Annotated in this window: 17 protein-coding genes; 10 read left to right on the forward strand and 7 right to left on the reverse strand. The window is 71.4% G+C overall.

The window, feature by feature from the left end:
* Positions 1 to 58: 58 nt before the first annotated feature.
* The 4 genes from AB0M73_RS17460 to AB0M73_RS17475 form a co-directional block, all read right to left on the reverse strand.
* Complete coding sequence (locus AB0M73_RS17460) at positions 59 to 2,167, reverse strand: 3-hydroxyacyl-CoA dehydrogenase NAD-binding domain-containing protein (RefSeq protein WP_363891639.1); 2,109 nt, start codon at positions 2,165 to 2,167, stop codon at positions 59 to 61.
* On the reverse strand, positions 2,164 to 3,354 hold the full coding sequence (locus AB0M73_RS17465; protein ID WP_363891804.1) for an acetyl-CoA C-acyltransferase: 1,191 nt from the start codon (positions 3,352 to 3,354) through the stop codon (positions 2,164 to 2,166). The genes AB0M73_RS17460 and AB0M73_RS17465 overlap by 4 nt, the downstream gene beginning before the upstream one ends.
* Positions 3,355 to 3,495: 141 nt before the next feature.
* Complete coding sequence (locus AB0M73_RS17470; protein ID WP_043723510.1) at positions 3,496 to 4,740, reverse strand: ribonuclease D; 1,245 nt, start codon at positions 4,738 to 4,740, stop codon at positions 3,496 to 3,498.
* 86 nt (positions 4,741 to 4,826) lie between these two features.
* Entirely contained in the window at positions 4,827 to 5,480 is a 654-nt protein-coding gene (locus AB0M73_RS17475; RefSeq protein ID WP_182837310.1) for a response regulator transcription factor, read from the reverse strand.
* 318 nt (positions 5,481 to 5,798) lie between these two features.
* Here AB0M73_RS17475 and AB0M73_RS17480 point away from each other — a divergent pair, with 318 nt between their 5' ends.
* Positions 5,799 to 6,989, forward strand: coding sequence for a dipeptidase (locus AB0M73_RS17480; RefSeq protein WP_363891640.1), 1,191 nt, complete (start codon positions 5,799 to 5,801; stop codon positions 6,987 to 6,989).
* A 130-nt stretch (positions 6,990 to 7,119) separates the two neighbouring features.
* Here the strand turns inward: AB0M73_RS17480 and AB0M73_RS17485 are convergent, their stop codons facing one another.
* Positions 7,120 to 7,686: a DUF3000 domain-containing protein gene (locus tag AB0M73_RS17485; RefSeq protein ID WP_043723513.1), complete on the reverse strand. Its 567-nt coding sequence runs from the start codon at positions 7,684 to 7,686 to the stop codon at positions 7,120 to 7,122.
* 116 nt (positions 7,687 to 7,802) lie between these two features.
* On the opposite strand from AB0M73_RS17485, the gene hemE reads away from it, so the two are divergent.
* The 4 genes from hemE (at position 7,803) to AB0M73_RS17505 (ending at position 12,804) form a co-directional block, all read left to right on the forward strand.
* The gene (gene hemE / locus AB0M73_RS17490) at positions 7,803 to 8,876 is read left to right on the forward strand and encodes a uroporphyrinogen decarboxylase (protein WP_363891641.1); all 1,074 of its coding nucleotides are present in this window, start codon (positions 7,803 to 7,805) and stop codon (positions 8,874 to 8,876) included.
* Positions 8,873 to 10,315: a protoporphyrinogen oxidase gene (gene hemG / locus AB0M73_RS17495; protein WP_363891642.1), complete on the forward strand. Its 1,443-nt coding sequence runs from the start codon at positions 8,873 to 8,875 to the stop codon at positions 10,313 to 10,315. The genes hemE and hemG overlap by 4 nt, the downstream gene beginning before the upstream one ends.
* Complete coding sequence (gene hemQ / locus AB0M73_RS17500; protein WP_363891643.1) at positions 10,303 to 10,998, forward strand: hydrogen peroxide-dependent heme synthase; 696 nt, start codon at positions 10,303 to 10,305, stop codon at positions 10,996 to 10,998. The genes hemG and hemQ overlap by 13 nt, the downstream gene beginning before the upstream one ends.
* Before the next feature lie 114 nt (positions 10,999 to 11,112).
* Entirely contained in the window at positions 11,113 to 12,804 is a 1,692-nt protein-coding gene (locus tag AB0M73_RS17505) for a hypothetical protein (RefSeq protein WP_363891644.1), read from the forward strand.
* A 75-nt stretch (positions 12,805 to 12,879) separates the two neighbouring features.
* Here the strand turns inward: AB0M73_RS17505 and AB0M73_RS17510 are convergent, their stop codons facing one another.
* On the reverse strand, positions 12,880 to 13,515 hold the full coding sequence (locus AB0M73_RS17510; protein ID WP_363891645.1) for a GntR family transcriptional regulator: 636 nt from the start codon (positions 13,513 to 13,515) through the stop codon (positions 12,880 to 12,882).
* 89 nt (positions 13,516 to 13,604) lie between these two features.
* Between AB0M73_RS17510 and AB0M73_RS17515 the strand changes: the two genes are divergently transcribed.
* The 5 genes from AB0M73_RS17515 to AB0M73_RS17535 all read left to right on the forward strand — a co-directional run bounded on the left by AB0M73_RS17515 (position 13,605) and on the right by AB0M73_RS17535 (position 17,345).
* Positions 13,605 to 14,558, forward strand: coding sequence for an asparaginase (locus tag AB0M73_RS17515; RefSeq protein WP_363891646.1), 954 nt, complete (start codon positions 13,605 to 13,607; stop codon positions 14,556 to 14,558).
* A 34-nt stretch (positions 14,559 to 14,592) separates the two neighbouring features.
* Positions 14,593 to 15,024 (forward strand): peptide-methionine (R)-S-oxide reductase MsrB, encoded by a 432-nt coding sequence (gene msrB, locus AB0M73_RS17520; protein WP_363891647.1) that lies wholly within the window; start codon positions 14,593 to 14,595, stop codon positions 15,022 to 15,024.
* Between the two features lie 275 nt (positions 15,025 to 15,299).
* On the forward strand, positions 15,300 to 16,211 hold the full coding sequence (locus tag AB0M73_RS17525; protein ID WP_363891648.1) for a TIGR04222 domain-containing membrane protein: 912 nt from the start codon (positions 15,300 to 15,302) through the stop codon (positions 16,209 to 16,211).
* Positions 16,195 to 17,022 carry a DUF692 domain-containing protein gene (locus tag AB0M73_RS17530; protein ID WP_363891649.1) on the forward strand — a complete coding sequence of 276 codons (828 nt, stop codon included), beginning with the start codon at positions 16,195 to 16,197 and terminating at the stop codon, positions 17,020 to 17,022. The genes AB0M73_RS17525 and AB0M73_RS17530 overlap by 17 nt, the downstream gene beginning before the upstream one ends.
* The gene (locus AB0M73_RS17535; protein WP_363891650.1) at positions 17,019 to 17,345 is read left to right on the forward strand and encodes a hypothetical protein; all 327 of its coding nucleotides are present in this window, start codon (positions 17,019 to 17,021) and stop codon (positions 17,343 to 17,345) included. The genes AB0M73_RS17530 and AB0M73_RS17535 overlap by 4 nt, the downstream gene beginning before the upstream one ends.
* Here AB0M73_RS17535 and AB0M73_RS17540 read toward each other — a convergent pair.
* Positions 17,342 to 18,094, reverse strand: coding sequence for an ESX secretion-associated protein EspG (locus AB0M73_RS17540; protein WP_363891651.1), 753 nt, complete (start codon positions 18,092 to 18,094; stop codon positions 17,342 to 17,344). The two genes, AB0M73_RS17535 and AB0M73_RS17540, sit on opposite strands and share 4 nt — an antisense overlap.
* Positions 18,095 to 18,211 lie beyond the last annotated feature (117 nt).

Here is an 18,211-nt window from a genome sequence, read left to right on the forward strand (position 1 = left end):
GACCGGCTTTCGGGCGCGCGGCCCCGGGGGGGGTCCGCCCAGCCGGGGCGAGCGACGATCAGGCGGGGACGGAAGCCACGCCCTGGGCCAGGAAACGCCGGCCGGTGACGCGCTCGGAGACGCCGGCCCGGTCCAGGTACGGCGTGATGCCGCCGAGCCAGAAGGGCCAGCCGGCGCCGAGGATGAGACACAGGTCGATGTCCTGGGCCTCGGCGACGACGCCTTCGTCGAGCATGAGGCGGATCTCCTGGGCCAGCGCGTCCTCGGCCCGGGTGCGGAGCTCCTCGGCGGTCAGCGGCGACGTGCCGGGCTGCCAGAGGGCGGCGACCTCGGGGTCGACCTGGGGCTTGCCGGTGGCGTCCCAGGTGTAGACGGCGGTCTTGCCGGCGGCGACGAAGCGCTTCATGTTCTCGCTGACGCCGAAGCGGTCCGGGAAGGCCTGGTGCATGGTCTCGGCGACGTGCAGCGCGACGGCGGGGCCGACGAGCTGGAGCAGGATCAGCGGGCTCATGGGCAGGCCCAGCGGGTCCAGCGCCTTGTCGGCGACCTCGAACGGGGTGCCCTCGTCGACGGCCCGGATGACCTCGCCCAGGAAGCGCGTGAGCAGCCGGTTGACGACGAACGCCGGGGCGTCCTTGACCAGCACGCTGGACTTCTTCAGCTGCTTGCTGACCGAGAAGGCGGTGGCCAGCGTGGCGTCGTCGGTCTGGTCGCCGCGGACGATCTCCAGCAGCGGCAGGACGGCGACCGGGTTGAAGAAGTGGAAGCCGACGATCCGCTCGGGGTGCGACAGCTTGGCGGCCATCTCGGTGATGGACAGCGACGAGGTGTTGGTGGCCAGCACGCACTCGGCCGAGACGTGCTCCTCGACCTCGGCGAACACCTGCTGCTTGACCGACAGCTCCTCGAACACGGCCTCGATGACGAAGTCGGCGTCCGAGAAAGCGGCCTTGTCCAGCGAGCCGGAGACCAGTGCCTTCAACCGGTTCGCGGCGTCGGGGGACAGGCGCTTCTTGCCGAGCAGCTTGTCGATCTCGCCGTGCACGTAGCCGACGCCCTTGTCGACGCGAGCCTGGTCGATGTCGGTCATCACGACCGGCACCTTGAGCTGGCGTACGAACAACAGCGCGAGCTGGCTGGCCATCAGGCCGGCGCCGACGATGCCGACCTTGGTGACGGGACGGGCCAGCGACTTGTCGGGCGCGCCCGCGGGCTTGCGGGCCCGCTTCTGCACCAGGTTGAACGAGTACAGCCCGGACCGCAGCTCGTCGGTCATGAGCAGCGAGGCCAGGCCGTCGGTCTCGGCGGCGTAACCGGCGTCGAGGTCGTTGCCCCGGGCCAGCTCCAGCAGCTCAAGGGCCTTGGTCGCGCCCGGAGAGGCGCCGTGGGTCTTGGCCTCGACGAAGGCGCGGCCACGAGCCAGGGCGGCGTCCCAGCCCTCGCCGCGGTCGATCTCCTTGCGGGGGACCGAAACCTCGCCGTTGACGACCTTGACCAACCACGCCAGCGACTGCTCCAGGTAGTCGGCGGAGTCGAAGACCACGTCGACGATGCCCAGCCCGGCGGCCTCCGCCGGCTTGAGCATCTTGTTCTGGTTCAACGCGTTCTCGATGATCACGGTCACCGCGGCGTCGGCCCCGATGAGGTTGGGCAGCAGCTGCGTGCCGCCCCAGCCCGGGAACAGGCCCAGGAACACCTCGGGGAAGGCGATCGCGGCGGCGTTGGAGACCAGCGTCCGGTAGTGGCAGGACAGCGCCAGCTCCAGGCCGCCGCCCATGACCGCGCCGTTGACGAAGGCGAAGGTCGGGATCGACGACTCGGTGAACCGGCGGAACACGTCGTGCCCGGTCTGCGCGATCTGCCGCGCCAGCTCCGGCGACGACAGCTGCTCCACACCGGACAGGTCGGCGCCGACGGCGAACACGAACGGCTTGCCGGTGACGGCGATCGCCGCCGGGGAGGCGGCCAGCGCCTCGTCCACGGCGGCGTTGAGCGACACCAGGCTCTGCGGCCCGAAGGTGGACGGCCGCGTGTGGTCGAAGCCGTTGTCGATGGTGATCAGCGCGACGGGCTTGGACAGCCCGGGCACCGGAATCACGCGCGTGACGGCCTTGGTCACGACCTCGTCGGGGAAAGCGGCCTTCGCCTGCTCAGCGGAGATGGTCACTTGTCCCCCTCGAAGTGCGGGTTCTCCCAGATCACGGTGCCGCCCATGCCGATGCCGATGCACATGGTGGTGATGCCGTAGCGCACGTCCGGCCGCTCGGCGAACTGGTGCGACAGCTGGGTCATCAGCCGCACGCCGGAGGAGGCCAGCGGGTGGCCGGTCGCGATCGCGCCGCCCCACTGGTTGACCCGCGGGTCGTCGTCGGCGATGCCGAAGTGGTCGAGGAAGGCCAGCACCTGCACGGCGAACGCCTCGTTGACCTCGAACAGGCCGATGTCGGAGATGCTCAGGCCGGTGCGGGCCAGCGCCTTCTCGGTCGCCGGCACGGGACCGACGCCCATGACCTCGGGCTCGACGCCGGCGAACGAGTAGCCCACCAGGCGCATGCCGACGGGCAGGCCCAGCTCGTGGGCGGTGGCCTCATCGGCCAGCAGGCAGCCGGTGGCACCGTCGTTGAGACCGGCGGCGTTGCCGGCGGTCACCCGGCCGTGCGGGCGGAACGGCGTCTTGAGCGACGCCAGGTCCTGCACGGTGGTGCCGGGGCGCGGCGGCTCGTCGGCGGTGGCCAGGCCCCAGCCCTTGTCGGCGGACCGGGTGGCCACGGTGACGAACTCGGGGCCGATCTTGCCGGCCTTCACCGCGGCGTCGTACTTGGCCTGGGAGGCGGCGGCGAACGCGTCCGCCCGGTCCTTGGTGATGCCCGGGAACCGGTCGTGCAGGTTCTCCGCGGTCTGGCCCATGACCAGCGCGGAGGTGTCCACGAGGCGGTCGGCCAGGAACCGCGGGTTGGGGTCGACGCCCTCGCCCATCGGGTGGTGGCCCATGTGCTCGACACCGCCGGCGATCACGACGTCGTAGGCGCCGAAGGCGATGCCGCTGGCCGCGGTGGTCACCGCGGTCATGGCGCCGGCGCACATGCGGTCGACCGCGTAGCCGGGCACCGACTTGGGCAGGCCGGCCAGCAGGGCGGCGGTGCGCCCGATGGTCAGGCCCTGGTCGCCGATCTGGGTGGTGGCCGCGATGGCGACCTCGTCCACCCGCTCCGGCGGGAGCTCGGGGTGTCGGCGCAGGAGCTCGCGGATCACCTTCACGACGAGGTCGTCGGCACGGGTCTCGGCGTAGATGCCCTTGGGCCCGGCCTTGCCGAACGGCGTGCGCACGCCGTCGACGAAGACCACGTTGCGCACGGCCCGTTCCGTCATCGGCGCTACTGGTGCGGCCACGGCGTGCTCCTCCTCAGCTTCGAGTGCGGGTCGGCCGTCCATTACCGGCCGGTAACCCGAACTCTAGTCTGAGTTACTGGCCGGTAACCAGCAGGGTGGCTGAACTCATGCTGCCGCAGCCTTGAGCGACTTGCTGAGTGGCTCCGCGGTGAGCTCGATCTGCCACGACCGGGCATGGCCGGCCCGCAGCACCTCGGCCACCGTGGACGGGTCGAGATCGGCCGGCGGCTCCCAGCAGGTGCGCCGCACCAGGTCCGGCAGCAGCAGGTTCTCCACCGGCAGCTTCAGGCTCTCGGCGATGGACGTCAGCGTGGCCCGGACGGCGGCCAGCCGGGCGGCGGCGTCGGGATCGCGGTCGGACCAGCGGTTGGGCGGCGGCGGGCCGTCGTGAGCGGGGGAGACCTCGGGCAGCTCCTTGCGCTGCAGCGCCCGGGCCTTGGCCAGGGCGTCGCCCCACACCTTCACGGTCCGGCGCTGGGAACGGCCGCGGAACACCGGCAGCGCCAGCAGGTCGGCCTCGGTCGCCGGATCGGTCACGGCGGCGTCGATGATCGCGCTGTCCGGCAGCACCCGGCCCGGCGCGATGTCCCGCTGGCGGGCCAGCCCGTCCCGGGCCTCCCACAGCGCCCGCACGGCGGCGAGCTGGCGGGGATTGCGCAGGCGGTGAATGCCGGAGGTGCGACGCCACGGCTCGGCCCGCGGCTTGGGCGCGGGCGCCGTGCGCACTGCCTCGAACTCCTCCAGGGCCCAGTCGAGCTTGCCCTGCTCACGCAGCTCGTCCTCGAGCACGTTGCGCAGCGGGACCAGCAGTTCGACGTCGAGGGCCGCGTAGGTCAACCAGTCCTGCGGCAGCGGGCGACGTGACCAGTCGGCGGCGCCGTGGCCCTTCTCCAGGTGGTAGCCGAGCAGGCGTTCCACCATCGAGCCGAGCGCGACCCGGTCGAAGCCGGCGAGCCGTCCGGCCAGTTCGGTGTCGAACAGGACCGCCGGCCGCAGGCCCAGCTCGGCCAGGCACGGCAGGTCCTGGGACGCCGCGTGCAACACCCACTCGGTGTTGGCCAAGGCATCCACCAGCGGGTCGATCCGGCCGCCCAAAGCGACCGGATCGACCAGCACGGTGCCTGCCTGCTCTCGTCGCAGCTGCACCAGGTAGGCGCGCTGCGAATAGCGGTAGCCCGATGCCCTTTCGGTGTCCACCGCCACCGGACCCGTCCCCTCCGCCAGCGTTGCGGCCGCGCGCCGCAGCGTTGCCGGATCGGACACCACTGGCGGAACCCCCTCAGCGGGTTCGGTCAGCAGCACCGGGGTTTCTCCGGTCGGATCCTTCGGTTCAGAGCAGGGTGCATCCACGGCGGAAGACCCTACGTCCTCCACGCCCCGCGCGGGCGTGGATCACGTTCTGCTCGGTCCTCGCGTCGTCCATCCATAACCGTTTCTCAGCGGATCACGCCGGCCCGCATGGCCAACGCAACCATCTGAGCGCGATCCCCGGTGCCCAGCTTCCGGCCGATCCGCGACAGGTGAGACTTCACCGTGAGCGCGGACAGGTTCAGAGCCTCGCCGATCTCCTTGTTGGACTGGCCATCGGCGACCAGCTGGAGCACCTCGACCTCACGCGCGGACAGTTCCCGCGGCGTGTTGTCGGTTCCGGGGACCCGGGTTCCCGCAGCGAGGACCGGGGCCACGCTCGGGTCCGCGTAGACGCCACCGTCGAGAACTCGACGCACTCCGTCGGTGACCACCATCGGCGACGCGGACTTCAGCAGGTACGCCTGAGCGCCTGCCTGGAAGGCCGAGCGAACCGCATAGGGGTCGTCGGAGGACGCGAGCACCACGATGCGCGGCCAGCCCTGAGCACGGAGTTCCGTGACCAGGTCGATGCCGCTACCGTCAGGCAGCCCGAGATCAAGGATCGCCAGGTCGCACGGCCCCGTGGCCAGGGCTCGCGCCCTCGCCTCGGCCACCGATGCGGCCTCATGCACTGTGCCGGCACCCATCTGGGTCAGCCGAGCCGCTATCGCCTCCCTCAACAGTGGGTGGTCGTCAACCACCAACACTGAAAACAGCTCTTCCCGCGGGTGCGGGACCATGTTTGCCGGCAACGAGCCGGCTGGCGTGGTACGAACGGCCTGACCTAAGCCGACGGCAGCCACGTCACTACCTCCCTGGAGTCGGTCGTGCCCCCCGACCGGCACCGGGACTTTCGTCCAATCAGCCGCGCCACTGATCGACCGAAAGTGGTGTCGACGGGAGGAGCGTAGCCGCCCAAGCGGGTCAGCGGGACGATCAAATGGGTATCTGTCCCGATCGAGTTGTCACCGGAGGCCAGGTTTGTCGCACGATCGAGGGACTCCTGCCGAGGTGGCTAACGCGAGAAGGCTTCATAACGACATGAAGGAGTTGCGGTCGTGACGGACGGTCCGGAACACGCAGATGGCCGTGCTTCTGCACGTGCAAACGCCCTACTGCGGCGGGTCCAACTGGCGGATGGGCACAACGACCTGCCGTGGGCCCTGCGCGAACTGGCCGGCGGAGCGGGCTCGCCGGCCGACTGGGCGGCGGCCGATCTGACCACTGTCCGGACAGATCTGCACACGGACCTCGTCCGACTCCGAAAAGGCGCACTGACCATGCAGTTCTGGTCGGTCTACGTGCCCTGCCGGCTGGAAGGTCACAGCGCGGTCACGGCCACGCTGGAGCAGATCGAAGTCGTGTACGAGCTGGTCAACCGCTATCCGGACCATCTTGCGCTGGCGCGCACGGTTGACGAGGCGGAAGCCGCGTTCGCGTCCGGGCGCATCGCCTCGCTGCTGGGCGCCGAGGGCGGCCACAGCATCGCCAACTCGCTCGGAGCCCTGCGTTCGCTGTATCGACTCGGTGTTCGCTACATGACGCTCACGCACAACAACAACACCGAATGGGCCGACTCGGCGACCGATGAGCCAGTGCACAACGGCCTTACCGATTTCGGCCGTGATGTGGTTCGTGAGATGAACCGCCTCGGCATGCTCGTCGATCTCTCGCACGTCGCACCGGCAACGATGCGCGACGCGCTCGCGGTGAGCGAGGCGCCGGCCATCTTCAGCCACTCCTCCTGCCGCGCGGTGGCCGACCATCCCCGCAACGTGCCCGACGACGTGCTGGTCGAGCTGGCCGCCCAGGGCGGTGTGTGCATGGTCACATTCGTCCCGAGCTTCGTGTCGCAGGCCTATGCCGAGTGGGACGCGCGGCTGCGGGAGGCCATGACCGCGGCGGGCGCCGACCATCGCGACCTGGAGCAGCGGCACACCTTCTCGCAGACCTGGACCGGCGGCGGCCCGAAGCCCGAGGTCACCGTGAACGACGTGGTCAGGCACCTTGAGCACGCCCGTGAGGTCGCCGGCATCGACCACATCGGACTCGGCGGCGACTACGACGGCGTCGCCCAGCTGCCCGTCGGCCTCGAGGACGTCTCCTGTTATCCGCGGCTGTTCACCGAGCTGCTGGAGCGGGGCTGGAGCGAGGTGGACTGCACGAAGCTCGCCGGCGCGAACACGCTCCGCGTGCTGCGGGAGGCCGAGCGGGTCGCGCAAACTTCACCCGATCGTGTGATCACCTAGGGGCGAGAACGGACGGGCACGGGTCCTTAGGGGTTCGTGCCCGCTGCACGTGCACGCGAGGGGATGCAGGGAAGGACGCCTTACCCGCGTTGAACGAGGGTAAGGCGTCCTTCCCTGCATGAAGTGGTGGTTACAGGCTGTTCTGGCGCTGACTGAACAGGGTGACCCCGACCGGGGGCAGGCCCACGGTGCTGGACAGCAGCTCGCAGAAGGCCTCGCCATGGGTGGTCAGCTCCGAGTCCAGCGCCGTCCACGACGCCCGCAGCTCCAGGTCGTCGGTGCGGGCCGGGCCCGAGATGTCGCCGAAGCGGGCCGAGGAGTTCTGGGTGACGGTGCCGCCGAGCGCGGTCCACTTGGCCGAGGAGCCCTCCAGCGCGTCGGTCAGCCACGACCACGCGACCGCCGGCAGCAGTGGATCCACCGCCAGCTCGGCGTCCAGCTCGGCCCGGACGAAGGCGACCACGCGGAGCACCCCGCCCCACGCCTCCTCGCCCTCCGGGTCGTGCAGCAGCACCAAACGCCCCGTCGCCAACACGTCGGCAGGCCCGTCGGCTTCCGCGCTGTAGGCGAACGACCACGGCGCCAATCGCTGCGGCGCACGGACCTCCGTCAGCTCGACCTCCGGACGAGGGCGCACCGACCTGAGCGCTTCCACTGCCTGCCGGAACAGCGCTGGCTCCTCCGACATCCCGGTCACATCAGGTGACCTTACGGGCTCATCCGCGCCGAAGTCCCGCACGACACGACGGATTCCGTTTGCCCGAGACGACTCCGTGACACACGATTCCGGCCGCGTGGCACCATGGAACGGCCATGACGAACACTGCTCCGGTCTCGGCGCGCCGCGACCTCTCAGACGCTCCCCTGCTGGTCGCGGCCCGGGGCGGCGAGCCGTCCCGGACCCCGGTCTGGTTCATGCGGCAGGCCGGCCGCTCGCTGCCCGAGTACAAGAAGGTGCGCGAGGGCACCGCGATGCTGGAGTCCTGTCTCACACCGGACCTGGCCGCCGAGATCACGCTGCAGCCGGTCCGCCGGCACGGCGTGGACGCGGCCATCCTGTACAGCGACATCGTCGTCCCGCTCTACGCAGCGGGCATCGGCGTGGACATCGTGCCCGGCACGGGCCCGGTGGTGGCCAATCCGGTGCGCACCAAGGCCGACGTGGACGCGCTGCCCGACCTGGACGCCGAGCAGGTCGCGCCGGTCGCGGAGACGATCCGGCTGCTGACCGCCGCGCTGGGCGACACGCCGCTGATCGGCTTCGCCGGCGCGCCGTTCACGCTGGCGTCGTACCTGGTCGAGGGCGGTCCCAGCAAGAACCACGAGCGCACCAAGGCGCTCATGCACAGCTCCCCGGACGTGTGGCACGCGCTGCTGGCCAAGCTGGCCGGCATCGCCGCGGAGTTCCTCCGGGTGCAGGTCGAGGCCGGGGTTGACGCCGTACAGCTGTTCGACTCGTGGGCCGGCGCGTTGTCCGAGCGCGACTACCGCGAGTTCGTGCTGCCGCACTCGACCCGGGTGTTCGACAGTCTCGACGGCGCGGGCGTGCCGCGGATCCACTTCGGCGTCGGCACGGGCGAGCTGCTGGTGGCCATGCGCGACGCCGGGGCCGACGTCGTGGGCGTGGACTGGCGGATTCCGCTGGACGAGGCGGTGCGGCGGCTGACCGCGGCCCGTCCCGACGGGCCCGCGCCGGTCGTGCAGGGCAATCTCGACCCGGCGCTGCTGTTCGCCGAGTGGAGCGTGCTGGAGAAGGAGGTCCGCCGGATCCTCGCCGAGGGCAGGGCGGCCGCCGGGCACATCTTCAACCTCGGTCACGGCGTGCTGCCGGAGACCGATCCCGCGGTCGTCACCCGAGTGACAGAGCTGGTGCATTCACTGTCATGACCGAGCCCCATGTCGCCGTCGTCGGTGGCGGCGTGTCCGGCCTCGCGGCCGCCTTCCGGCTGCGCAGGCTGCTCGGACCGCTGGCCACGATCACCGTCATCGAGCAGACGGACCGGGTCGGCGGCAAGCTGCGCACGGTCGAGCTGGGCGGCCGTTCCTACGACGTCGGCGCGGAGGCCTTCCTGGCCCGGCGCGCCGAGGCCATCGAGCTGATCACCGAGATCGGCATGGCCGACGACCTGGTGCATCCGACCGACGCCCGGGCCACCGTCCGGGCCGGCGGGCGGATCAACCCGCTGCCCGGGCACACCTTCCAGGGCGTGCCGGCCTCGGCCGACGCCGTGCGCGGTGTGCTGTCCGACGCGGCGGTGGCGCGGGTGGCCCACGAGCCGGCCCTGCCGCCGATCCATCTGGACGGCGAGGACGTCTCCGTCGGCAAGCTGCTGCGGGAGCGGTTCGGGCCCGAGGTGACCAACCGGCTGGTCGACCCGCTGCTCGGCGGCGTCTACGCCGGTCACGCCGACGGCCTGAGCCTGCGCGCGACGATGGCGCCGCTGGCCGGGGCGTTGGACCGTGGCGCCGGCTCGCTGGTCGCCGCGGCGTCTGCGCTGGTGCCGGCCCCGCCGCAGCAGGGTGCCAAGCGGCCGGCGGTGTTCGGCACGCTCAAGGACGGCCTCGGCTCGCTCACCGACCGGCTGGCCAAGCTCTCCGACGCCACCATCGAGTTCGGGCACCCGGTCCGTCGGCTGCGTCGGCGGGAGACCGGCTGGACCGTCGAGTTCGGCGAGCACTCCCTGGACGTCGACGGCATCGTGCTGGCCGTGCCGGCCCCGGCCGCGGCCAAGCTGCTGGCCGACATCGCGCCGGTCGCGGCCGCCGCTTTCGGCGGCATCGAGCTGGCGTCGATGGCCGTCATCTCGCTCGTGCTGCCGGCCGACGTGGCGCTGCCGCAGAACTCCGGCGTGCTGATCGCCGGCGACGACAGCTGGGCCGACGGCACCCGGTTCACCGCCAAGGCCTTCACGTACTCCAGCCGCAAGTGGGCCCACCTGGCCGGCGAGGACACCCTGGTCATCCGGGGGTCGGTCGGCAAGGCCGGCGAAGCGGCCGTGCTCCAGGTCGACGACGAGGACCTGATCCGCGGGGTCCGGGCCGACCTGGCCGAACTCACCGGCATCACCACCGCGCCCATCGACGCGGGCGTCACGCGGTGGGGCGGCGGTCTGCCGCAGTACGGCGTCGGGCACCTCAGCCGCGTCACCGCGATCGAGACGGCCGTGGCCGATCTGCCGGGGCTGGCCGTGGCCGGCGCGAGCCTGCACGGCGTCGGCGTGCCGGCGTGCATCGCGACCTCTCAGGAAGCCGCGGCACGTGTGGCTGCCCACCTCTTGGGGCGACACCGTGGGACCGGTGGGACGATGGGCTCATGGCCCGCTTGAACTACAACGAGTTGAACGACACCATCCGCTACACCATGTGGTCGGTGTTCCGCGCCGAGCCCGGACGCCTCGGCGAGGACCGCGGGCCGGCGGCGGCCGAGGCCCAGGAGTACTTCGACTCCCTGGAGAGCAAGGGCGTCGTGGTGCGCGGCGTGTACGACGTGTCCGGCCTGCGGGCCGACGCCGACTACATGGTCTGGTGGCATTCCGAGGAGATCGAGCAGGTGCAGGCGGCGTACGCGAACTTCCGCCGCGGCACCGCCGTCGGCCGCGCGTCGACGCCCGTGTGGAGCCAGGTCGCGCTGCACCGGCCGGCCGAGTTCAACAAGAGCCACGTCCCGGCCTTCCTGGCCGGCGAGGAGCCCAAGAACTACCTCTGCGTGTACCCCTTCGTGCGGTCCTACGAGTGGTACCTGCTGCCCGACGACGAGCGCCGCAAGATGCTGGCCGACCACGGCAAGGAGGCCCGGGACTACCCGGACGTCCGGGCCAACACCGTCGCCTCGTTCGCGCTGGGCGACTACGAGTGGATCCTGGCCTTCGAGGCCGATGAGCTGCACCGGATCGTCGATCTGATGCGCCACCTGCGCGAGACCGAGGCCCGCCGGCACGTCCGCGTGGAGATCCCGTTCTACACCGGCACGCGGGTGCCGCCGGCCGAGCTCGTCGCCAACCTGCCGTAACGAATGGGGCTGGATACCGACTACCCCCGGTATCCAGCCCGACGCCGGTGACCTCTTCTGTCCGACGCGCAAGATCACTAGCCTTGGTGCGAACGGCTTAGCGAGGTGTCGGCCATGACCAACCCCGGGGGGATCCCGGCTCGCCCTACCGAGTGCGACCTGGTGATGCAGGGCGGAATCACCAGCGGCGTCGCCTATCCCGCGGCGGTTCTGGAGCTGTACAAGCAGTTCCGGTTCCGCTCGATCGGCGGCGCGTCGGCGGGCGCCATGGCGGCCGCGGTGACGGCCGCCGCCGAATATGCCCGTGACAGCGGCGGTTTCGACCGCCTGCAGACGTTACGCAAGCAGCTGCAGGAGCCCGGGCTGATCGTCCGGCAGTTCCGGCCGAGCAAGCGGGCCAAGCCGCTGTTCCGGATCCTGCTTGCGGCGCAGGCGAAGCGCACCACCGGCGCGCGGGCCATCAGCTACTCGTGGGGGCTGCTGCGCTGGCTGTTCCTGCCGTTGCTGCTGTCGGCCGCCGTCGCGTTCGGCCTCGGCTGGCTGCTGGTGGCCAGCGCCGGCGGCACGCTCGGCGGCATCGGGATCGTCGGCTGGGTCGTCTTCGCCCTCGGCATGGTGATCACCGGCGGGCTCGGCCTGACGCTGGCCCTGGTGTGGTCGATGGTGCGGCTGGTGCGGGACCTGCCGAAGAACTACTACGGCATGTGCCTCGGCGCCAAGCAGCGACCGCAGGACCCGGACGCGCTGGCCGACTGGCTCTACCAGCAGATCCAGATCGTGGCCGGCAAGGACGTCGCCGATCCGCTGACCTTCGGCGACCTCAGGTCCCAGGGCATCAACCTCCAGCTGATGACCACCGACGTGACCGGCGGGCGGCCGGTGCGGCTGCCCAACGAGCAGTACTCGGACGTCAGCTACCTGTTCAGCCTGGACGAGTGGCGGCCGCTGTTCCCGGCCGAGGTGCTCGACCACCTGGGCCGGATCAGCGCCGTGGTCTATCCGGGCGCCGGCGAGCTGCGGGCGCTGCCCACCGACGACCTGCCGGTGTTGGTCGCCACCCGGATGAGCCTGACCTTCCCGGTCCTGCTCTCGGCCGTTCCACTGTGGACGGTCGACGGGAAGACCGTGTCCCGGCACTGGTTCGCCGACGGCGGCATCTCCAGCAACTTCCCCATCCAGTTCTTCGACGCGTGGCTGCCGACCCGGCCCACCTTCGGCCTCTACTTCGGGCCCAAGGTGCCGTCGGCCCAGGGCGAGCAGCCGCCGGTCGACCCCGAGCGCGTCGCGGAGCGGCCCAGCCTGCTCAGCTATCTCGGCGGCATCCTGAGCGCCGGCTTGAACTGGCACGACACGTTGCAGGCCCGGCTGCCCGGCTTCAGCGACCGCGTGCGGGCCATCCGGCTCACCGACGGCGAGGGCGGCTTCAACCTCACGATGCCGCCGCAGACCATCTCGTCCATCGACGCCAAGGGTGCCGCCGCGGGCCGGTCGCTGATCGACTTCGACTTCCAGAAGCACTGGGTCGAGCGGTACCTGATCGCCATGCGCATGCTCCAGCGCAATCTCGTGGCCCCCGACGACGGCCACATCAGCATGCGCGAGGCCTACACCGCCGAGTACCACGCCTGGCTCGCCGCCGGCGGGGCCGTCGGCCCCGGCCACCACGAGGCGTGGTCCGCCGAAGCCGCCGCCGCCACCGCCCAGCTCCTCGACGGCGCCGACGCGTGGCTGCGCTGCGGCGAGACCTTCGTCGACGGCGCCGATCCCAAGCCGTCCGTGGCCATGCGGATCACCCCGGACGTCTAGCTACGTGAGTGGCTCATTTCGCATCTATCGCCACCTGAGCCACTCACGTGGGGCCTTGGAACGTAACTGAGCCACTCACGTGAGCAGCTGGTCGCGGACGCGGTCGAGGTGGGTGGCCATGACCGCGGCCGCGCGATCGGCGTCCTGGTCGCCGATGGCCTCGATCAGGACGTCGTGCTCGTCGATGGACGCCTGCTCGTGCGAGAAGGTGAGCTCCTTGGCCGCGCGGAGCAGCACGACGCGTTGCTGGGCCAGGCGGACCTGCTCGGCGACCAGGGGGCTGCGGGCGGCCTCCAACAGGGCGCCGTGGAAGGCCAGGTCGAGCCGGTAGGGGAACTCGCCGGTGGTGAACGCCGCCCGTGAGGCGGCGCTGACCTCACGCATCCGGGTCAGGTCGGCGTCGGTGCGGCGGGCGGCGGCCAGGCGGGCGGCGGCGCATTCGAGGGCGGAGCGGAGCTCGAACAGGGCGTGCACGCCGGTGTTGTCGGCGACGGGGACGTGCGCGCCGCGGTTGGGGGTGAGGACCAGCAGGCCCTCGCTGGCCAGGTGCCGGATGGCCTCGCGCAGCGGCCCGCGGCTGATGCCGAGCCGCTGGGCCAGACCGACCTCGTTGATCCGCTCGCCGGCGGCGATCTCGCCGGTGAGCACCAGCTCCCGCAACACGGCCACGGTCTGCCCGGCCAAGCCGGTGTGCACCAGGTCGACGCTCATGTGACGAACATCCGCCTTTACAACGTCCGCGAGCAAGTTGTTAACTGTCGACAGTTGGCAGAATCACCCGTCGAGTCGAGGAGGCCGGTATGCACGAGCTTGTCGCAGAGGTGTGGCGAGGCGACTTCCTCGAATCGGTGCACCACGGGTCGGTGGTCGCGGTGGACGGCGACGGCCGCGTGGTGTTCGGCGTGGGCCAGCCGGCGGAGCTGTCGTACCCGCGCTCGTCCAACAAGCCCTTCCAGGCGCTGGCCATGGTGCGCAGCGGCCTGGACCTCGACGGCGAGTTGCTGGCGCTGGCCAGCGCGAGCCACTCCGGCGAGCCCTTCCACATCGACGGCGTGCGCCGCATCCTCGCCGCCGCCGGCCTCACGGAGGACGCGCTCCAGTGCACCGCCGACCTGCCCCTGGGCGAGCAGGCCAAGGCTGACCACCTGGCCGCCGGCGGGCACGCCGCCCCGATCTACATGAACTGCTCCGGCAAACACGCCGCCATGCTCGCGACCTGCGTGGCCAACGGCTGGCCGACCTCGAACTACCTGGATGCCGACCATCCCCTCCAGTTGGCCGCCCGCGCCGCCCTGGAAGAACTGGCCGGCGAGACCGTCGGCGCGATCGGTGTCGACGGCTGCGGGGCCCCGGTGTTCGCGATCACGCTGACCGGACTGGCCCGCGCGTTCGGCCGGCTCGCCGCCGCCCCCGCCGGCACTCCCGAGCATCGCGTCGCCCGCGCGATGAGCCGGCATCCCGAGTGGGTCGGCGGCACCGGCCGCGACGTCACGGACTTCATGCGCGGCCTGCCCGGCGCGGTGGCCAAGGACGGGGCCGAGGGCGTCTACGCGATCGGCCTGCCCGACGGCTCGGCCGTCGCCATCAAGATCGCCGACGGCTCCAACCGGGCCCGGCCCGTGGTGCTGGTCGCGGCGCTGCGCCGGCTCGGCGTGGACGTCCGGGCGGTGGAGGCCGTCGCCGACGTCCCGGTGCTGGGGCACGGGCAGCGCGTCGGTGAGGTACGTCCCGCTTTCGTAATGGCTGTGGCCTGAGCAAACGTTCGCGCGGATCCATAAACTTTCCAGCATGGAACCCGTTGTCGGCACCACCCCCAAGGTCGTCAAGTCGGAGCAGGAGTGGCGGGCCCAGCTCAGCCCGCAGGAGTTCGCCGTGCTGCGCCAGGCCGGGACCGAGCGGCCCTTCGTCGGCGAGTACACCGACACCAAGACCACCGGCGTCTACGAGTGCCGGGCCTGCGGCGCCGAGCTGTTCCGCAGCGACACCAAGTTCGACTCGCACTGCGGCTGGCCCTCGTTCTTCTCGCCGCTGGCCGGCGACAGCGTGATCCTGCGCGAGGACCGGGACCTGGGCATGGTCCGCGTCGAGGTGCTGTGCGCGACCTGCCACAGCCACCTCGGGCACGTGTTCGAGGGCGAGGGCTACCCCACGCCGACGGACCAGCGCTATTGCATCAACAGCATTTCCCTGCGGCTCGTCCCCCAGACGGACGAAGCCTGACCGCGCCACCCTAAGGCTTCCTCAAGAGGCCTTGCCCGCGCTTTTCCACGCGCCCACGATATGCGCTACCCGGAGCCGAAAAACGGCGAAGGGGCAACGACATCAACGCCGCCGGCACCTGGGGAGGAGCCGGCGGGACCGGGGGTGTCGCCGGGCGCCGCGACTGGCTGGGGGTCGGCCGCGGCGCCCGGTGACCTCGGTGTTCAGCGTGTTTCTCCTGACGAGACGCGTTGCGTCCAGGGGAAGGTCGGGTGCGACCGGACGGGGGTGGGGAAATGGGTTCGGAACCGTGGGGACTGTCCGGAGAACAGTTCCTCGATTGGTATTTCATCGGTGTCGGCTGCGCTCTCGTGCTGGCCCTCGTGATCAGATTCCTGCCGAAATTCCTCGGCCGCGGCGGCCAGGTCTTCCGGCCCAGCGCCGAAATGACCGGTTTTCTCGCCGCCGGCCCCGACCGCGCCGTCCAGGCCGTCGCCGCGGACCTGCTGGCGGCCGGCGCGCTGCGGGCCCAGAGCACCGGCCGGGTCCGGCTCACCGGATCGACCGTGCCGTCCAGCCCGCTCGCCGCGCAGTTCCTGACCCGTGCCGCGTCCAGCCACCTGCTGCCGGACATCACCCGCCACCTGCGCAAGCGGTCCGCGCTGTGGAATGTCGGCCACGACCTGGCCGACCTCGGGCTGCTCGTGCCGGCACACGTCGCCTCGCGCTTCCGCTACGCCTCGACCGTGCCGCTGCTGGCCGTTTTCGTCGTCGGTTTCATCCGCTGGTGCAACGGCTTCGCCCTCGGCCGGCCGATCGGTTTCCTGACCGCGGCGCTGGCCGGGACGATCGTGCTGTTCTTCGTCGTGCTGAACTTCCAGCGCAAGCGGCACCAGCGCACCGTCGCCGGCGACCGGGCCCTGCGGGAGCTGCGTCGTGCCGGCCTGCACGACGCCGCGACGGCGGTGGCCCTCGGCGGCGTCGGGAAGTACCCGGACGCCCGGGTCGCCGCGGCCCTGCAGAAGTCGATCGAGCCGCCGGCCCGGCGGCGCACGGCCGCGGCCGTGGGGGCGGCCTCCGGCGGCGGCTTCTTCTGGGGCGGCGGAGGCGGCAGCAGCTGTGGCGGCGGCGGTGGGGGAGGATGCGGTGGTGGGGGCGGTGGCTGCGGAGGCGGTGGAGGAGGCGGCGGCGGTGGCTGCGGCGGATGAGGGGAAGAACTCCTTTCCCCGGCTTGGCGTCGGCATCGGGTGGCGACCGGAGATCGACCTGACGGTCGAGCGGCTCCCCGATGTCGACTTCGTCGAGGTCGTCGCCGAGAACCTCGGTCATGGCGAGCTGCCCGAGTCGTTGCGACTGCTCCGGGAACGCGGCGTGCCGGTCCTTCCGCACGCCGTGTCCCTGTCGCTGGGCGGGGCCGAGCCCCTGGAGATGGCCCGCGTCGAGCACCTGGCCGCCGTGGCCGAGGCGTTGGCGGCGCCGATGGTCAGCGACCACGTGTGCTTCGTTCGGGCCGGTGGTCTCGACGCCGGTCACCTCATGCCGTTGCCTCGCACCCGTGAGGCCATGGATGTGTTGGTGGCCAACGTTCTTGAGGCCCAGCGGGTGTTGCCCGTGCCGCTGGCGCTGGAGAACGTCGCCGCGCTCATCGACTGGCCCGACGCCGAGATGACCGAGGGCCAGTTCCTGGCCGAGCTCGTCGAGCGCACCGACTGCCGGCTGCTGGTCGACGTGGCCAACCTGTATGCCAACGCCCGCAACATCGGCACCGATCCCGCCGAGTTCCTCGCCACGCTTCCCTTGGAGCGCTTGGCTTACGTGCATGTCGCCGGTGGTGTGGAGCGCGAGGGGCTCTATCACGACACCCATGCCCATGCGATGCCCGATGCCGTGCTGGATCTGCTCGGCGACCTCTGTGCCCGCGTCGATCCGCCCGGCGTGCTGCTCGAACGCGACGACGACTATCCGCCCGACGAGGAGCTCGCCGCGGAGCTCGCGGCCATCCGCGCCGTCCTGGCGTGAGCCGCGACCGGCTGGCCGCTCAGCAGGCCGAGCTGCTGCGCTCCTTGTTGGCCGGCGCGCCAACGCCTCCCGGGTTTGATTCGTCTCGCGTTCAGGCTCAGGCTCACGCCCTGTTGTCCAAGCGTCGTCGCGTCACCTGGCACCTGCGGCCCGATCTGGCCGACGATCTCGGCGAGCGCTTCGGCCCGTTGTTCGCCGAGTATGCCTCAGGTCATCCGAAGACCACCGACGTGCGGGCGCGTCAGGACGCCGACCGGTTCGGGGAGTGGTTGGTGGCACAGGGACATCTCACGCCGCCGCGCCGCCGGTGGTGGCGGCGTTAGCCCAGCCTGCGCAGCTTCTCGTGCAGCTTGCTGGTCACCAGCTGCGGGCCGGCCGGGGTCGCGCTCACCCAGCGTCCGGCGGCCGACGCCGTGGTCTGCGTGAGCCAGCGGCCTTCGGCGGTATCCCGCACGGTGACCGGGTTTTCGGCCTGGTGGAGCCGTCCGTCCGCGCCGCGGGCGGCCACCCACAGCTGGCTGATGCCCAGCACCGGTTCGCCGAGCAGCGCCTTCAGGGCGCGCACGTCGTGCGGCTCGGTCGTGGGACGGAAGCCGTTCCAGGCCTCTTCGCCTTGGGGGCGCGCGAAGTCCGCCTCGCACACGTTGATCGATCTCCCCTGTGCCGGCGGCCGGGCCGGCAGCTGCGCGACCACCGCCTCGGCCACGTCGTCGGGCTTCACCGGCGACAGCCAGGCCGCATCGCCCTCGCGGACCACCAGCGCCGCTTCTCCGCCGCCGGCCGCGGCCAGCACTCCCAGCGTGCGCTGCGGGGTGCTGATCCAGCCGAACACCTCGACGTCGGGCCGGGCCAGCACGTGGAAGGTCGCCCGCATCTGCGCCGGCACCCCGCCGCCGGCCAGCAGTCCCCGCCCGGCCAGCTCGGCCAGCACCTGCCGGTCCGCCTCGCGGCGGGTGTCGTCGTCCATCCACTCCACAGTGGACACCAGCACGGACGGCACGCGGTCGTGGCCTTCCCAGCGCCAGAACGCCCGCACCGCGTCCATGGACAACTCGACGCGCTCTCTCAGCACCCCGCCGACCCCCAGTCGGTTCGATCCCTGTTCTCAGCACCCGCCGACCCCCGGCCGGCTCGTCCCCGTCTCACACGGGCCGGCCCGCGGTTGGTTCGTCCCTGTCTCACACTGGCC

It is taken from the genome of Kutzneria sp. NPDC051319, from assembly GCF_040682195.1.
In the GTDB taxonomy this organism is placed as follows: domain Bacteria; phylum Actinomycetota; class Actinomycetes; order Mycobacteriales; family Pseudonocardiaceae; genus Kutzneria.

Excerpts from the sequence above, each read along its gene's own strand:
- msrB (WP_363891647.1), top strand. The coding sequence starts at position 14,593 with ATGGAACCCGTTGTCGGCACCACCCCCAAGGTCGTCAAGTCGGAGCAG.
- hemG (WP_363891642.1), top strand. The coding sequence starts at position 8,873 with ATGACCGAGCCCCATGTCGCCGTCGTCGGTGGCGGCGTGTCCGGCCTC.
- AB0M73_RS17510 (WP_363891645.1), bottom strand. The coding sequence starts at position 13,515 with ATGAGCGTCGACCTGGTGCACACCGGCTTGGCCGGGCAGACCGTGGCC.
- AB0M73_RS17525 (WP_363891648.1), top strand. The coding sequence starts at position 15,300 with ATGGGTTCGGAACCGTGGGGACTGTCCGGAGAACAGTTCCTCGATTGG.
- hemE (WP_363891641.1), top strand. The coding sequence starts at position 7,803 with ATGACGAACACTGCTCCGGTCTCGGCGCGCCGCGACCTCTCAGACGCT.
- hemQ (WP_363891643.1), top strand. The coding sequence starts at position 10,303 with ATGGCCCGCTTGAACTACAACGAGTTGAACGACACCATCCGCTACACC.
- AB0M73_RS17475 (WP_182837310.1), bottom strand. The coding sequence starts at position 5,480 with ATGGTCCCGCACCCGCGGGAAGAGCTGTTTTCAGTGTTGGTGGTTGAC.
- AB0M73_RS17515 (WP_363891646.1), top strand. The coding sequence starts at position 13,605 with ATGCACGAGCTTGTCGCAGAGGTGTGGCGAGGCGACTTCCTCGAATCG.
- AB0M73_RS17505 (WP_363891644.1), top strand. The coding sequence starts at position 11,113 with ATGACCAACCCCGGGGGGATCCCGGCTCGCCCTACCGAGTGCGACCTG.